At 66.5% G+C, this 16011-nt stretch carries 11 protein-coding genes; 8 read left to right on the forward strand and 3 right to left on the reverse strand.

What is annotated here, in order from left to right:
• Positions 1-2 precede the first annotated feature (2 nt).
• Positions 3-854: an aldo/keto reductase gene (locus BN973_RS10580; protein ID WP_036467963.1), complete on the reverse strand. Its 852-nt coding sequence runs from the start codon at positions 852-854 to the stop codon at positions 3-5.
• Entirely contained in the window at positions 855-1700 is an 846-nt protein-coding gene (locus tag BN973_RS10585) for an aldo/keto reductase (RefSeq protein ID WP_036467964.1), read from the reverse strand.
• On the opposite strand from BN973_RS10585, the gene BN973_RS10590 reads away from it, so the two are divergent.
• The 6 genes from BN973_RS10590 (at position 1699) to coaD (ending at position 8763) form a co-directional block, all read left to right on the forward strand.
• A complete protein-coding gene (locus tag BN973_RS10590) occupies positions 1699-2817 on the forward strand; it encodes an alpha/beta hydrolase (protein WP_036467966.1) in 1119 nt (372 codons plus the stop codon). The two genes, BN973_RS10585 and BN973_RS10590, sit on opposite strands and share 2 nt — an antisense overlap.
• Before the next feature lie 80 nt (positions 2818-2897).
• The gene (locus BN973_RS10595) at positions 2898-3665 is read left to right on the forward strand and encodes a DsbA family protein (RefSeq protein WP_036467967.1); all 768 of its coding nucleotides are present in this window, start codon (positions 2898-2900) and stop codon (positions 3663-3665) included.
• A complete protein-coding gene (locus tag BN973_RS10600; protein WP_036467968.1) occupies positions 3662-4306 on the forward strand; it encodes a vitamin K epoxide reductase family protein in 645 nt (214 codons plus the stop codon). Before BN973_RS10595 ends, BN973_RS10600 begins: the two co-directional genes overlap by 4 nt.
• Positions 4307-4315: 9 nt before the next feature.
• Positions 4316-7711 (forward strand): pyruvate carboxylase, encoded by a 3396-nt coding sequence (locus BN973_RS10605; RefSeq protein WP_036467969.1) that lies wholly within the window; start codon positions 4316-4318, stop codon positions 7709-7711.
• Positions 7708-8262: a 16S rRNA (guanine(966)-N(2))-methyltransferase RsmD gene (rsmD, locus tag BN973_RS10610; RefSeq protein ID WP_036472263.1), complete on the forward strand. Its 555-nt coding sequence runs from the start codon at positions 7708-7710 to the stop codon at positions 8260-8262. Before BN973_RS10605 ends, rsmD begins: the two co-directional genes overlap by 4 nt.
• A gap of 24 nt (positions 8263-8286) precedes the next feature.
• Positions 8287-8763 (forward strand): pantetheine-phosphate adenylyltransferase, encoded by a 477-nt coding sequence (gene coaD / locus BN973_RS10615; protein WP_025738274.1) that lies wholly within the window; start codon positions 8287-8289, stop codon positions 8761-8763.
• An 8-nt stretch (positions 8764-8771) separates the two neighbouring features.
• Here coaD and BN973_RS10620 read toward each other — a convergent pair whose 3' ends face one another.
• Positions 8772-10316, reverse strand: coding sequence for an HNH endonuclease signature motif containing protein (locus BN973_RS10620; RefSeq protein WP_156959170.1), 1545 nt, complete (start codon positions 10314-10316; stop codon positions 8772-8774).
• A 122-nt stretch (positions 10317-10438) separates the two neighbouring features.
• On the opposite strand from BN973_RS10620, the gene BN973_RS10625 reads away from it, so the two are divergent.
• Complete coding sequence (locus tag BN973_RS10625) at positions 10439-12091, forward strand: PfaD family polyunsaturated fatty acid/polyketide biosynthesis protein (protein ID WP_198048910.1); 1653 nt, start codon at positions 10439-10441, stop codon at positions 12089-12091.
• 644 nt (positions 12092-12735) lie between these two features.
• A partial coding sequence (locus BN973_RS10630) for a type I polyketide synthase (protein ID WP_156959171.1) occupies positions 12736-16011 on the forward strand: 3276 nt, incomplete at its 3' end.

A 16011-nucleotide genomic window follows, 5' to 3' on the forward strand; every position in this document is an offset into this window, starting at 1 on the left:
GCCTAGATGCCTTCGTAGGTCTCGGGGTCCGGGCGTAGCCGGGTTCCGTCATTGAGCGCGTTGATCGCGTCCATGTGCTCGGCTGCCAATTCGAAATCGAACACGTCGAAGTTGGAAGCGATGTGCTCGGGATTGCCCGAGCGGAAGATGGCCGCGTTACCCAATTGCAGGTTCCAGCGCAGCAGCACCTGCGAAGCCGTCTTGCCGTATTCGCTCGCGACCGAGGTCACGGTCGGGTTGTCGTTCAGCTTGCCCAGTGCCAGCGGCGTATAGGCCTGCGTCACGACAGTGTGCTGAGCGTTGGTCTTGCGCATGTCGTCTTGATTGAGCAGCGGGTGCAGTTCGATCTGATTCACCGCCGGCGTGGTGAAGACCAGGTCGATGACCATCTCCAGGTATTCCGCGGTGAAGTTGGCGACACCGATGGAGCGGGTGTGTCCGGTCGAGCGGAGCTGGAGCAGCCCGGCGAAGGAATCCACATACTTGCCGTGCGCAGCGGCCGGCCAGTGAATCAGGTACAGGTCGAGGTAATCCAGGCCCAGTCGCTCCAGGCTGGCTTCGCACGCATCCTGTGCGCCCTTGAGTCCTTGGTCGGCGGTGGAGAGCTTGGTGGTGACGAACAGCTCCGCCCGGGGAATCCCCGAGGCCGCGATCGCGCGACCGACGGCCGCTTCGTTGCCGTACGCCTTGGCGGTGTCGATCAGTCGGCAGCCGGACGCCAGCGCCGCCGAGATGGCACGTTCGGTCTCGTCGTCCGATAAATCGGCGACGCCGAGGCCCAGCACCGGCATCGTGTTTTCGTCATTGAGAGTGATCGAGGGCACGGCGAGGCCCGCGTCGCCAGTCAACGTCATTCACCTACCTGTGAAACTGAAGGTTCGTGGATCGGGACCAAGCCGAGTTCCGTCGTCGAGCGAGGAAATCGTCGCCATTTCCTTGGCGCTGAGTTCGAAATCGAACACGTCGAAGTTGCTCGCAATCCGTGCAGGGTTCACCGACTTGGGGATCACGATATTACCGAGCTGAATATGCCATCTGATCAACACCTGGGCGGGTGTCCGCCCACATCCTTCGGCAACGCCGGTGACGGTCGGATGTGTCAGCAGCGCCCCCTGCCCCAGCGGTGCCCACGCCTCGGTCGCGATTCCGTGCTGGGCGTGCACCTTTCGCAATTCCGTCTGCGGAAAACGAGGGTGAAGCTCGATCTGATTGACCGCGGGAACAATGCCGGTGGTGTCGATCAGAACCATCAGGTGTTCGGGCTCGAAATTGCTGACTCCGATGGAGCGGATCCGGCCCTGGTCGCGCAGATGGGCGAACGCCTTGAAGGTTTCGACGAACTTTCCCAGCGCCGGCATCGGCCAATGAACCAGGTAGAGATCGAGATAGTCGAGGCCCAGCCGGTCCATGCTGGCGTCGAAGGCCGTCAACGTGCTGTCGTAACCCTGCTCGGAGTTCCACAGTTTGGTCACCACGTAGAGTTGATCGCGCGGCACGTCGGATTCGGCAACCGCACGCCCGGTCTCCCGTTCATTGCGGTAGGCGGCGGCGGTGTCGATATGCCGGTACCCGGCTTGCAGCGCTGCACTCACCGCCTGCTCGGTCTCGGCCGGAGGGACCTGGAAGACTCCGAACCCGACGGCGGGGATCGCATGACCGTCATTGAGGGTGACTACGTTTTTTTCAAGGGGGCCGGACATGACACAGAGTCTGCCAGGCGCACCGGACCTGCATGTCGACGCCAAGCGTGGATCGACTCGCTGGGCGACTCGCATGCAGGACGTGGTCACCACCGTGGGCGTCAAGGCCATTCCGTGGATCCCGACCCCCGCCAAGCGGGTCATGTTCGGCGGCCGGTCGATCATCATCGACGGCAACACGCTCGATCCCACCCTGCAGCTGATGCTGTCCGGTCTGCGGCTTGGCGGTATCGACGGCTTGGCCGTCAACGGCGACCCGGTGGCGTCGCGGGCGCTGATGCGACAGTCGCTGCTGTCGCTGCCCGGTCCCCAGATTCACGTCATGGTCGACGACCTGACGATTCCCGGGCCCGCAGGCGGCATCGGGGCGCGGCACTACCGACCGGCCAGCGGCGACGCCACCGATTTGCTGGTCTTCTACCATGGCGGCGGCTGGGTGCTCGGCGACCTGGACACCGCCGACGCGCTGTGCCGGTTGACCTGCCGTGACGCCGGTGTGCACGTGTTGTCGATCGACTACCGGCTGGCCCCCGAGCATCCGGCGCCGGCGGCGATCGACGACGCCTACGCCGCGTTCAAGTGGGCCTGGGAGCATGCCGGCGAACTCGGCGCCGCTCCCGGGCGTGTCGCGGTGGGCGGAGACAGCGCGGGCGGCAACCTGGCCGCGCTGGTGTGCCAGCTGACCCGCGCCGAGGATGGCCCGGCGCCGCTGCTGCAGTGGTTGATCTATCCGCGCACCGACTTCACCGCGCAGACCCGGTCGCTGAGCCTGTTCGCCCGCGGTTTCCTGTTGACCAAGCGGGACATCGACTGGTTCACCGCCCAGTACCTGCGCGGTACCGGCATCGACGCGTCGGACCCGCGGGTGTCGCCGCAGCTGGCCGGGTCGCTGTCCGGGCTGGCGCCCGCGCTGATCGCCGTCGCGGGATTCGACCCGTTGCGCGACGAAGGTGAGCGCTACGCGACGGCGCTGCAGGCGGCCGGCACCGCGGTGGATTTGCGGCGCCTGGGTTCGCTGACGCACGGTTTCGCCAGCCTGTTTCAGCTCGGGGGCGGCAGCGCGGCCGCAACCAGCGATCTGATTTCTGCCCTGCGCGCGCACCTGAGCCGGGCTTGATTTGCTCGAGCGCGTTCGCCGGTAATCTAGAAGCGCCGTCTTCCGCCAGCCGACCCATACACAGAAGGATCACCGAGCCTGTGGCCGACAAATCGAAACGTCCCCCCCGATTCGACCTGAAGGCGTCAGACGGAAAGTCCGGCCGGCTCATTCAGATCGGGGGGACCGCGTTCATCATCGTCTTCGCGGTCGCGCTGGTGTTCTACATCGTGACGTCGCATCACGACAAGAAGAGCGGCGTCGCCGGTCAGGGCGACACCGTCCGGGTGACGTCGAGCAAGGTGGTCAACCAACCCGGGACCAACAATCCCAAGGCGGTGGTGACCTTCTACGAGGACTTCCTGTGCCCGGCCTGCGGCAACTTCGAGCGCACCTTCGGGCCGACGGTCTCCAAGCTGATCGACTCCGGCGCCATTGCGGCCGACTACGCCATGGTGGCCATTCTCGACAGCTCCAAGAACCAGAACTACTCGTCGCGAGCGGGCGCGGCGGCCCTGTGCGTCGCCGACGAGAACATGGATGCGTTCCGTCGTTTCCACACCGCGCTGTTCAGCAGCGGTATCCAGCCGGACGAGCGGGGCCCCAAGTTCCCCGATAACGCGAAATTGATCGAGCTGGCGCGCGAAGCCGGGGTCGTCGGCAAGGTGCCGGACTGCATCAACAGCGGGAAGTACCTGTCCAAGGTCACCGGGGAAGCCTCGAACGCGGGCATCACCGCGACCCCGACGATCAAGATCAACGGCGAGAACTACGACCCGTCGACACCGGATGCGTTGGTCGCCAAGATCAAGACCATCGTCGGTGACGTTCCGGGCATCGACGCACCCGTTCCTCCCGCGGGTTCGTGACGGTCGCGGTGTCGGCCGACCCCGCCGAGCGATCCGGCGACCCGGCACCGGCTTCGACGCGTGACGTGCGAGTGCCGACGCTCAGCGCGTGGTGGCTGCTGATCGCCGGGGTGGTCGGGCTGTTCTCCTCCATGACCCTGACCGTCGAAAAGATCGACATTCTGGAGAACCCGTCGTACGTGCCGCCGTGCAACATCAACCCGATCATCTCGTGCGGGTCGGTGATGGCCACCCCGCAGGAGTCGGTGTTCGGCTTTCCCAACCCGCTGCTGGGCATCGTGGGCTTCACCCTGGTGTTGGTCGTCGGCGTCCTGGCGGTGACGAAAGTGCCTATACCCCAATGGTTTTGGTTTGCGCTGGCAGCCGGTCTGCTGGTCGGCGCGGGGTTTGTGCACTGGTTCATCTTCCAGAGTCTGTACCGGATCGGGGCGTTGTGCCCGTACTGCATGGTGGTCTGGTCGCTCATCATCACGCTGCTGGTGGTGGTCGGGTCCATCGCGTTTCGCCCGATGCTCGACGGCGGCAGCACCGCGGTGCGGCTGCTCTATCAATGGCGGTGGTCGCTCACCGCGCTATGGTTTACCGCCGTGTTTCTACTGATCATGGTGCGGTTCTGGGACTATTGGTCGACGCTTCTGTAAGGAGTCGCAGTGTTCTCCAAGGTGCTGGTGGCCAATCGCGGCGAGATCGCGATTCGTGCGTTCCGCGCGGCCTACGAACTGGGCGTCGGCACGGTGGCCGTCTACGCGTACGAGGACCGCAATTCGGTGCACCGGCTCAAGGCCGATGAGTCCTATCAGATCGGCGAGGTCGGTCATCCCGTCCGGGCTTACCTGTCCGTCGACGAGATCGTCGAAACGGCCGCCCGGGCCGGCGCCGACGCGGTCTATCCCGGCTACGGCTTCTTGTCGGAAAACCCCGAATTGGCCGCGGCCTGCGCGGCCGCCGGTATCACCTTCGTCGGCCCCAGCGCCGAAATCCTTGAGCTGACCGGAAATAAGGCACGGGCAATCGAGGCCGCCCGCGAAGCCGGGTTGCCCGTGCTCACCTCCTCGGCTCCGTCGGCGTCGGTCGACGAGCTGGTGTCGGCCTTGGAGTCCGGGGAAGCGGACATGCGGTTTCCGTTGTTCGTCAAGGCCGTCGCCGGTGGCGGGGGACGAGGAATGCGCCGCGTCAGCGACATCGACGCACTCACCGAGGCGATCGAGGCCGCCAGCCGTGAGGCCGAGTCGGCGTTCGGCGACCCGACGGTCTATCTCGAACAGGCGGTGATCAAGCCGCGTCACATCGAGGTGCAGATCCTGGGCGACAACGCCGGCAACGTGATCCACCTGCACGAGCGCGACTGCAGTGTGCAGCGTCGCCACCAGAAGGTCGTCGAATTAGCGCCCGCGCCAAACCTTTCCGCCGAGCTGCGGGACAAGATCTGCGCCGACGCCGTCGCCTTCGCCCGGCACATCGGCTACAGCTGTGCGGGCACCGTGGAGTTCCTGCTGGACGAGAGCGGTCACTACGTCTTCATCGAGATGAATCCCCGGATTCAGGTGGAGCACACCGTGACCGAGGAGATCACCGACGTCGACCTGGTGTCCAGCCAGTTGCGCATCGCCTCCGGCGAGACGCTGGAGGATCTGGGCCTGCGGCAGGAGAACATCGCACCGCACGGCGCGGCGCTGCAATGCCGGATCACGACCGAAGATCCGGCCAACGGGTTCCGCCCCGACACCGGCCGGATCAGCACCTACCGTAGTCCCGGTGGCGCCGGCATTCGGCTGGACGGCAGCACCAACCTCGGCGCGGAGATCAGCGCCCACTTCGATTCGATGCTGGTCAAGTTGACCTGCCGGGGCCGCGATTTCCACACCGCGGTATCCCGGGCCCAGCGCGCGATCGCGGAGTTTCGGATTCGCGGGGTGTCGACGAACATTCCGTTCCTGCAAGCGGTTCTGGAAGATCCGGACTTCCAGGCCGGCCGGATCACCACGTCGTTCATCGACGAGCGGCCACACCTGCTGACCGCCCGCGGCTCGGCAGACCGCGGTACCAAGATCCTCAACTATCTGGCCGACGTGACGGTCAACCATCCGCACGGGACGCACCCGTCGACGGTGTACCCGCACGACAAGTTGCCCGAGGTCGATCTCGAGGCCGCGCCGCCGGCCGGATCCAAGCAGCGGCTGGTCGAGTTGGGGCCGGAGGGTTTTGCGCGCTGGCTGCGCGAGTCGCCCGCGGTGGGCGTGACCGACACGACCTTCCGCGATGCCCACCAGTCGCTGCTGGCGACACGGGTACGCACCAGCGGGCTGATGATGGTGGCGCCGTATGTGGCCCGGATGATGCCGCAGCTGCTGTCGGTGGAGTGCTGGGGCGGTGCGACTTACGATGTGGCGCTGCGCTTCCTCAAGGAGGATCCGTGGGAGCGGCTGGCCACGCTGCGCGAGGCGATGCCCAACATCTGCCTGCAGATGCTGCTGCGCGGCCGAAACACCGTGGGGTACACGCCATATCCGGAATTGGTCACGTCGGCGTTCGTCGAGGAGGCGACCGCGACGGGTATCGACATCTTCCGCATCTTCGACGCGCTCAACAACCTGGACTCGATGCGCCCGGCGATCGACGCCGTCCGCGAAACAGGTTCGGCGATAGCCGAAGTCGCGATGTGCTACACCGGAGACCTGTCCGATCCGGGGGAGCAGCTCTACACGCTGGACTACTACCTCAACCTGGCCGAGGCGATCGTGGAGGCCGGCGCACACGTGCTGGCCATCAAGGACATGGCCGGACTGCTGCGGCCCCAGGCCGCGCACCAACTCGTCAGCGCGTTGCGCGGTCGCTTCGACCTGCCGATCCATGTGCACACTCACGACACCCCGGGTGGGCAGCTGGCCAGCTATCTGGCCGCCTGGCACGCGGGTGCCGATGCCGTCGACGGTGCCGCCGCGCCGCTGGCGGGCACCACCAGCCAGCCGGCGCTGAGCTCGATCGTCGCCGCCGCGGCGCACACCGAATACGACACCGGTTTGTCGCTGTCGGAGGTATGCGCGCTGGAGCCGTATTGGGAGGCGCTGCGAAAGGTCTACGCTCCCTTCGAATCCGGGCTGCCCGGCCCGACGGGACGGGTCTATCACCACGAAATCCCGGGCGGCCAATTGTCGAACCTGCGCCAGCAGGCGATCGCGCTGGGATTGGGCGATCGATTCGAAGAGATCGAAGAGGCCTACGCCGGCGCCGACCGGGTGCTGGGCAGGCTGATCAAGGTCACCCCGTCGTCGAAGGTGGTCGGCGACCTGGCGCTGGCCCTGGTCGGTTCGGGGCTGACTGCCGACGAATTCGCTTCGGAGCCAGCACGATTGGATATCCCGGAATCGGTGCTGGGATTCCTGCGCGGCGAGCTCGGCGATCCGGCCGGTGGGTGGCCGGAGCCGCTGCGCAGCGCCGCACTGGAAGGTCGCGGGTCTGCCAAGCCGGTCGAACAGCTGAGCCCGGAAGACGAGGCCGTGCTGGCGTTGAGCGGGACCAAACGTCAGGCAACGCTCAACCGTTTGCTATTCCCCGGCCCGACAAAGGAATTCGAGGAACACCGAGAAATCTACGGTGATACCTCGCATCTGTCGGCCAATCAGTTTTTCTACGGCTTGCGGCAGGGCGAGGAACACAACGTCGAGCTGGAGCGCGGCGTCGACCTGATCATCGGGCTCGAGGCCATCTCCGAACCCGACGAGCGCGGCATGCGCACCGTGATGTGCATCATGAATGGCCAGCTGCGTCCGGTGCTGGTGCGAGACCGCAGCATCGCCAGCACGATCCCGACCGCCGAGAAGGCCGAACGCGGCAACCCCGACCACATCGCGGCACCCTTCGCCGGTGTCGTCACCGTTTCGGTGGCCGAGGGCGATCGGGTGAGCGCGGGCCAGACGATCGCCACGATCGAGGCGATGAAGATGGAAGCTCCGATCACGGCTCCGAAGGATGCCACCGTCGCGCGGGTGGCGGTGTCGAGCACCGCGCAGGTCGAGGGCGGAGATCTGCTGGTGGTGCTGAGCTGACCCGGATCATCGGCGGCGTCGCCGGAGGGCGACGCATCGCGGTGCCGCCACGCGGAACCCGGCCGACCACCGATCGGGTGCGCGAGTCGCTGTTCAACATCGTCACCGCGCGGCTGGACCTGAGCGGCCTGGCGGTGCTCGACCTCTACGCCGGTTCGGGCGCGCTGGGTCTGGAAGCGCTGTCCCGGGGTGCGGCGTCCGCGGTGTTCGTCGAGTCCGATCCGCGCACCGCGGCCGTCATCGCGCGCAACGTCGAGACCCTGGGTCTGCCCGGTGCGACGCTGCGCCGGGGTGCGGTGGCCGCGGTGCTGGCGGGCGGGGCCTCGTCTGCGGTCGATCTGGTGCTGGCCGACCCGCCGTACGACGTCGAGGCCAGCGAGGTCGAGGCCATACTGCTAGCCCTGAGTGTCCACGGCTGGGTGCGAGAGGGGACCGTTGCGGTGGTGGAGCGTGCCGCCGCGGGCGCACCCCTGACCTGGCCGGACGGCTGGACGCCGTGGCCGGAGCGGGTCTACGGCGACACCCGTCTGGAGCTGGCCGAAGTCGGCTGATCCGCCCTGCTACGTTGGTCGCTTATGAGCGGCGCCGTATGCCCGGGCTCATTCGACCCGGTGACGTTGGGCCACATCGACGTCTTCGAACGCGCCGCGGGCCAGTTCGACGAGGTGGTCGTGGCGATCCTGACCAACCCCGCAAAGAAGGGCATGTTCGACATCGACGAGCGCGTCGCGATGATCGAGGAAGCGACTGCTCATCTGCCGAACCTGCGCGTCGAGGTCGGACAGGGTCTGGTGGTGGACTTCGTGACGTCGCACGGGATGACCGCGATCGTCAAAGGCCTGCGCACCGACACCGACTTCGAATACGAGTTGCAGATGGCGCAGATGAACAAGCACATCGCCAACGTGGACACCTTCTTCGTGGCCACCGCGCCGCAGTACTCCTTCGTGTCCTCGTCGCTGGCCAAAGAGGTCGCGACGATGGGCGGCGACGTTTCGGCGTTGCTGCCGGAATCGGTCAATCGCCGGCTGCGCCAACGGCTGTCGGGCTAGCGCTCCTGTTAGAAGGGTGGGTCGTCGGGCAGGGGTGTCGGTGGGTCGGGGGTCCAGTCGGGGGGTAGTTGTTCGGGTTCGTGGGGTTGGTTGACCCAGGTGCAGAAGGGGCTGGTGCTGGGGGTGCCTTTGAATGCGAAGAGGCTGTCGCGCATGTGGTTTCGGAATTTGCGTGCGGCGATTTCTTCGTTGCGTGCTTGTTGGCGCCGGTTGTGGGCGCGGGCGCGGGTGATGCGGGCGCGTCGTTGCGTGGTCCGGTCGTGTCGGGTCGGGGTCGGTGCGGTACAGGCGGGTCGGGGTGGCGGCGGGAACAGGTCGGTGCCTGCGGGGTGGGTGCGGTAGGTGCGCCCGGCGGGTGAGGTCCAGATGACGGTGCCGTCGGGCAGTTGTGTGTCGCGCCATCCGCCGAAGGTTTTGAGTCGATGGTGAAGCCGGCACAGGCATTTGAGATTCCCGGCGGTGGTGGGGCCGCCGGCTGCTGGGTTGTGGTGGTTGAACGCGATGGTGTGGTCGAGGTCGCAGACTTCGGCGGGTCGGGAACAGCCGGGGAAGCGGCAGGTCAGATCCCGGCAGCGCACGAAGCGTTCCAGTGCCGCCGGTGGTTGGTAGCGCAGCGCCTCGGTGGCGCTGACGACCGGGTCGACACTGCGGTGGGTTGCGGCATCGGCCAATTGACGGACCTGCTCGGCGTCGATGACGCCGTAGCCTTCGAGGTAGCCCGGCGCGTCGCTGCCGGCGTAGACGGTGTGTTGGTCGGCGATGACGTTGACCACGACCCGCACCCCACCGGCGTCCGGTGCATGGTCGGCGGCGGGGGTGGCGGGGCAGTCGGGCTGTTGGCAGCGGCAGGCCAGGGCGCGCCCTTGGGCCAGGGCGGCCAGGGCGTCGGCGCGGCGCTGATCGGTGGTGCGCGGATCGCCGGCACACACCTGCCCGGCCAGCTGGGACAGCCGCCGATCGAAGGCCTTGGCGGCCGGGGCCCCGACGGTGCCGTAGATCTCGGCCATCCCGTTGCTCAGCGGGGCGACCGCGATGTAGCGGTCGGTGTCGGCGGTCTCGCGGCGGCGGCGGGCGGCCTCGGGATCCACCGCGCGCACGGCGGCGTCGACCGCGTTGACGATGCGCTGGCGTGACCAGCCGCGCCAGGTCGCGATGCGGGTGGCCAGCGATCGGTCGACCTCGGCGATCAACCGGTCCTCGGTGATCAGCTCGGTGCGGGCGAGGATCAACCGCACGGTGCGCCAGTCGGTGCGGCCCTCGGCCAACAACGCCGCCAGCCTGGGCAACCGGGTATCGAGCGCCTCGGCATCCGACACCAGATAGCCGGCCGCCGCCGGGGACAGATTCATCGCCGCGGCCACCTCGGCCGCGGTGCGCTCGAACCCGTCGATCACCGCATAGTCGCGCCGATCCTCGCCCCGCCCGGCCGCGGCCACCCGCTGCCGCAACAACGCCGCCACCGCCGCCAACCGCCGCGCCACCAACACCGACTCCTGCCGATGCGACGACTCGATCTGCGCCACCAAATCCCCCGGCCCCACCCCATCGAACATACATTCGATCATAGCGGGGCGGTACGACAATTCTCCCGCGCAGGCCAGTGGTTCGTGAGAAGCTCATTCTTGCTTTATCGCGGGGGATTACGCGTCGACGCTGTGCTGAAAGGGACTTGGCAGTGAATGAGCGACCCACCGCTGTCTTAAGCGATCGCATCGAGTCGGGCGGGAGTCCGTCGTTGGGCGGGTGGCGTCCGACCACCGTGCCGGCCGCATTTGCGCCGCAAGACATCGCTCACATCCTGCAGTACGTGCGCCACCCGATTCATGTGGTCCGCGAGGACGCCACCGGACAGCTGGGCCTTGCGATGGGCGGCGAACTCGTCGGTGCCGGTGCATCCGACGTATCGCTGATGGGGACGTTGCCGCCGATCTATCCGGAATGGCTGGGCGACCGCGAGTTCTGCGAGTCCCACGGCATCCGCTTCCCCTACGTCACCGGCGCCATGGCGAACGGTATCGCCACACCCGCTCTGGTGGTGGCCATGGCGGAGGCCGGCATGCTGGGTTTCTTCGGCGCGGGCGGCCTCTCGTACGCCGCCGTTGAACGCGGGCTGGCCGACATTCAGACGAGGCTGGCGGGCCGGCCGCTGGCCTGGGGGGCGAACCTGATCCATTCGCCCAACGAGGTGGCACTCGAGGGACGCGTGGCCGAGCTCTTCATCGAGCGGGGTGTGCGCGTCGTCGAGGCCTCGGCGTTCATGAAACTCACCCCCGCGGTCGTGCATTACGCCCTGTCGGGCTTGTCGACCGACGCCGCCGGTGCGATCGTTCGCAAAAACCATGTGATGGCCAAGATCTCGCGGCCCGAGGTCGCGCGCATGTTCATGGAGCCGGCGCCCGCGGCGTTGGTTTCGGCACTTGTCGCCGCCGGCAAGCTGACCGAGCGGGAAGCAGAGCTCGCACAACACGTACCGGTCGCCGAAGACATCACGGTTGAGGCCGACAGCGGAGGGCATACCGACAATCGCCCGCTGCCCGCGCTTTTCTCGGAGATCGTGCTGCTGCGCGACAAGCTGGCGCAGCAGCACGGCCTGGCGTCCCGGATACGTGTGGGCGCCGCCGGGGGTCTTGGTACGCCGCAGTCGGTGGCCGGCGCGTTCGCGATGGGTGCTGCCTACGTGCTGACCGGCTCGGTCAATCAGGCGTGCGTGGAATCGGGCCTTTCCCCGTATGCCCGGGGCATGCTCGCCAAGGCCGGAGTGGCCGACGTGATGATGGCCCCGGCTTCCGACATGTTCGAGATGGGCGTGAATCTGCAGGTGCTCAAGCGTGGCGCCATGTTCGGCCCGCGGGCGAGAAAGCTCTACGAGTGGTACGCGGGCAACCCGAACCTGAGTGCCGTCGTGGAGAGACACGGCCCGGAGCTGGAAAAGATTCTCGGCAAGAGCGTCGAGGACGTCTGGGCGGAGACACACCAATACTGGCAGGAGCGTGACCCCGCGGTGCTCGAGCTCGCGACCCGCGACTCGAAATATCAGATGGGGCTGGTGTTCCGCTGGTACCTCGGCAAATCGAGCCGGTGGGCGATCGACGGTCAACCCGATCGTGTCCTGGACTACCAGATCTGGTGCGGCCCATCCATGGGAGCTTTCAACAGCTGGGTCGCGGGTAGCTATCTGGAGCACGCTGAGGACCGGAAAGTCGACCAAGTGGCGCTGAATTTGCTCGAGGGGGCAACCCACATCAGCCGGGCTCACCAAGCGCGGAAATGCGGGGTGCCGGTTCCGGCGGATGCGTTCAACTACATTCCGCGCCCGCTTTCCTTGTAGGTGCCGTCGCCCTCCGGGGGATAAATGTCAGACGCCTTTCCCGGCTCGACGAACGTCGTCGCCATTGCCGAATTGTGGGCCGCTGACGTGCGGTTGTTCCGGTGCGGTCCGATAATTCGGCGAAGGCTATCCGCTTTCGATGCGCACCTAAGCCCGACACGGCTTATTCAATTCCCGCCCAATGCCGCGGAGCATGAGCAATATCGAATTGATCTTCGTTACCGGCGAGTAACTACGTACTGACGCATTTGGCGACGATCAAATTCGACGGGAGCGGTCGTCAAAGTTCCGGTCTCGGGCGTCGTAGCAAAGTTCTTCGGACGACATTCCGCGTCAGCTCGGCCGCGGCTCGCCCGGGCGCGGGCGAGCGCGGCCTGTCATCGCGAAAGTTGCTGGCAGACGGGCCTGAATCAGCAAAAACCGGCTGTGTCAACCAGGAAACCGTTGGTCACTTTGCGCGCGGAAAGTCGGTCAGCGGGTATTGACAGTTCGTCAGTACAAGAGCCGGGGTTCTGATATGGTCCCGGCGAGCGCTAGGCCTGTCCGGGGGTGCAGGTCAATGTAGCAAAACGTGGACGGTCAGTCTTCGGTGTGCCGCAAGTAAACACTCGTTGCTGCTCGTCTAGCCAATGCAAAGGTGATCGATGGCATCAAAGCACCCCCCTGTTGCGGTTGTCGGTGTAAGCGCGTTGTTTCCCGGGTCGCCCGAAGCCGAGCGCTTCTGGCGCAACATCGTCGGCGGCGTCGACCTGTTCTCCGAGGTCCCCGAGTCGCACTGGCGCATTGACGACTACTACCACCCCGATCCGCATATGCCCGACAAGGTATACGCGCGTCGCGGTGGATTCTTGCCCGATGTCGACTTTTCCCCAATGGACTTCGGCATTCCGCCGAACGTTATGCCCGCAACGGATACCGCCCAACTGCTTGCGCTTAGAGTCGCGCAACAAGTATTAGAGGACGCCGCGGGCGGTGATTTATCTCACATCGACCGTGAGCGAATCAGCGTCGTGCTCGGCGCCTCCGGCGGCACCGAGTTGATCACCTACATCAGTGGTCGTTTGCACCGGCCGGTCTGGGAGCGCGGACTTCGGGCGGCCGGCCTCTCGGAACAAGAGCTGGCCGCGTTCAGCGAACGTGTGACGGCTAACTACGCGCCGTGGCAGGAGAACACCTTCCCCGGACTGCTCGGCAACGTCATAGCCGGGCGCATCGCCAACCGCTTCGATCTCGGCGGGACCAACTGCGTCATCGACGCGGCGTGCGCCAGCTCGCTGGCCGCGCTGGAGGTGGGGCTGCACGAGCTGTACCTGGGTGAGTCGGACATGGTCATCGCCGGTGGAGTCGACGCCTTCAACGACATCTTCATGTACATGTGCTTCGCGAAGGTCACCGCGTTGTCTGCCAGCGGGGACTGCCGGCCCTTCTCCGACCAATCGGACGGCACGATGCTCGGCGAGGGGCTGTCGATGTTCGCGCTCAAGCGTCTCGACGATGCCGAGCGCGACGGCGACCGGATCTACGCGGTGATCCGCGGCATCGGCACGTCGTCGGACGGCCGGGCCAAGAGCATCTACGCACCCAGTCCGGCGGGTCAGGCGAAAGCCCTTCGCCGCGCCTACGCCGCTGCCGGCTACGGCCCGGAAACGGTGGGGCTCGTCGAGGCGCACGGCACCGGCACCAGGGCCGGCGACGCCGCCGAGTTCGCCGCGTTGCGCGAGGTGTTCGACGAATCGGGACGAGCGGACCGGCAGTGGTGCGCACTCGGCTCGGTCAAGTCTCAGGTCGGGCACACCAAGGGTGCGGCGGGGGCGTGCGGCCTGTTCAAGGCGGTGATGGCGCTTCACCACAAGGCCTTGCCGCCGACCATCAAGATCGACCGGCCGAATCCCGCCCTCGAGATCGAGCAGTCGCCCTTCTACCTGTCCACGCAGGCCAAGCCATGGATGGCCGACAACGGCGTCCCGCGGCGCGCCTCCGTCAGCTCATTCGGCTTCGGCGGCACCAACTTTCACGTCGCCGTCGAGGAGTACACGGGCACCGGAAAGCGGGCATACCGGTTCCGGTCCTGGGATTCCGAACTGGTTGTGCTCGGCGCGCCGTCTGCGGCGGCGCTGTCCGAACAGGCCGCTGCGCTGGCCGCATCACTGGTCGACAGCCCGGACATGCTCGGCTGGATCGCGCGCAGCACCCAAGCCGCGTACAACGCCGCGCAGCCCCACCGGCTGGCCGTCGTCGCCGACAGTGTTGCGAGCCTGCAGACGATGCTTGACGAACTCGCCGCCAGGCTCAGCGCGGCGGATGTGCCGGTATCGTTCGCCTCGCCGCGGGGCTACTTCTATTCGGCGCAGCGACCCGGGCCGGTCGCGTTGTTGTTTCCGGGCCAGGGCAGCCAGTACGTCGGCATGGGCGCCGACCTGCCGCAGCTGCATGAGCCGGCCTTGGCGCCATGGGAGGGTGCCCGCAAGGAACGTCTGCACGCGGATCGCGATCTGCACGACGTTGTCTGGCCGAAGACGGCGTTCACCGACGACGAGCGCGCCCTGCAGTCGGCGGAGCTGACGAAAACAGAGTGGGCGCAACCCGGCATTGGCGCGCACAGCTTGAGCCTGCTCTCGGTGATCCGTGCTCTTGGCATCGCACCCGTTGCCGTCGGTGGACACAGCTTCGGTGAAGTCACCGCCCTATGTGCCGCCGGTGTTTTCAGCGGCGAGGTGGCCCTGCAAATCGCGCGCAAGCGCGGTGAGCTGATGGCCGAAGCCGCCACCAACAGCGACGGAGCGATGTGCGCGGTGACCGCGCCCGTCGAGCAGGTTCGTCAGCTGATCGGGGAGTGGGGCCTGCCTGTCGTCATCGCCAACCACAACGCTCCCAATCAGGCTGTGCTGTCCGGGAATAGCACCGCCATCGATCACGCGGCACAGCGATTCGCCGCGGCCGGCATCAACGCGCGCCGGCTGGATGTCGCTACCGCCTTCCACTCCGACATCGTCAGCCCGGCAGCGGTTCCATTCGGTTCCTTCCTCGCCGGGGTCGCGTTCGGCATGCCAGAGGTACCCGTCTACGCCAACGCGACAGCGCAGCCGTATGCCGGTGACGCGCAACAAATGCGGACCACGCTCGCCAACCAGATCGCTCAGCCGGTCCGGTTCGTCGAACAGATTCAGGCGATGTGGCGGGCCGGCGCCCGGACATTCATCGAGGTCGGTCCCGGCGGTGTGCTGACAAATCTCGTCGGCAAGTGTCTGGCCGGCGAGGAGCACTCCGCGGTGTCGCTGGATGCCAAGGGCAAGAACGGCATTCGATCGCTGTGGATCGGATTGGCGCAACTCGTGGCGGCAGGCGTCCCGATGAATTTCGAGGGCCTGTGGGCTGACTATCGCGTGGGTGACGATCCGCGTAACCGCGAGCAGCCGAAGCTGACTTTGAAGATCAACGGATCCAACTATGGAAGGCCGCCGATCAGCGACGAGCCGGTGCGACGGCCATCCGACATCGAAACGACACTCGACCACAGTGGCCGCAGCAACGGACACAGGACCGAATCGGAGTCCAAATTCATGCCATCTGAACCAATTACCCCCGTGGCTCACGTGAATGGCACGGCAGCTCCCGTCGAGCCCCCGGTCCCGCTGCCGGTTGCCCCGACGATCATGCCGGCGCCCGCCGCGGCCGCCCTCAATGGACATGCCGCGAGCAACGGCAACGGCCATGGCGCGCACGCGTCTGCCACTGCTGTGCTTGCTGCGCCGGCGGCGGTGACTTTGGCGGCTCCTCCACCTGTCGCAGCGCCTGCGGTGGCGCCCGGGCTGAGTGCTGAAGCAGTGACGGAGATGATCTCAGCGGTAGGAACGCTGCGGGACGGCTTCGATCGTCTGCAGCGCGTGTTGCAAGCCCTCGTGGTTCCCGCGGCCGCACCA

Origin of the sequence: Mycobacterium triplex, from assembly GCF_000689255.1 — a bacterium.
GTDB lineage: Bacteria > Actinomycetota > Actinomycetes > Mycobacteriales > Mycobacteriaceae > Mycobacterium > Mycobacterium triplex.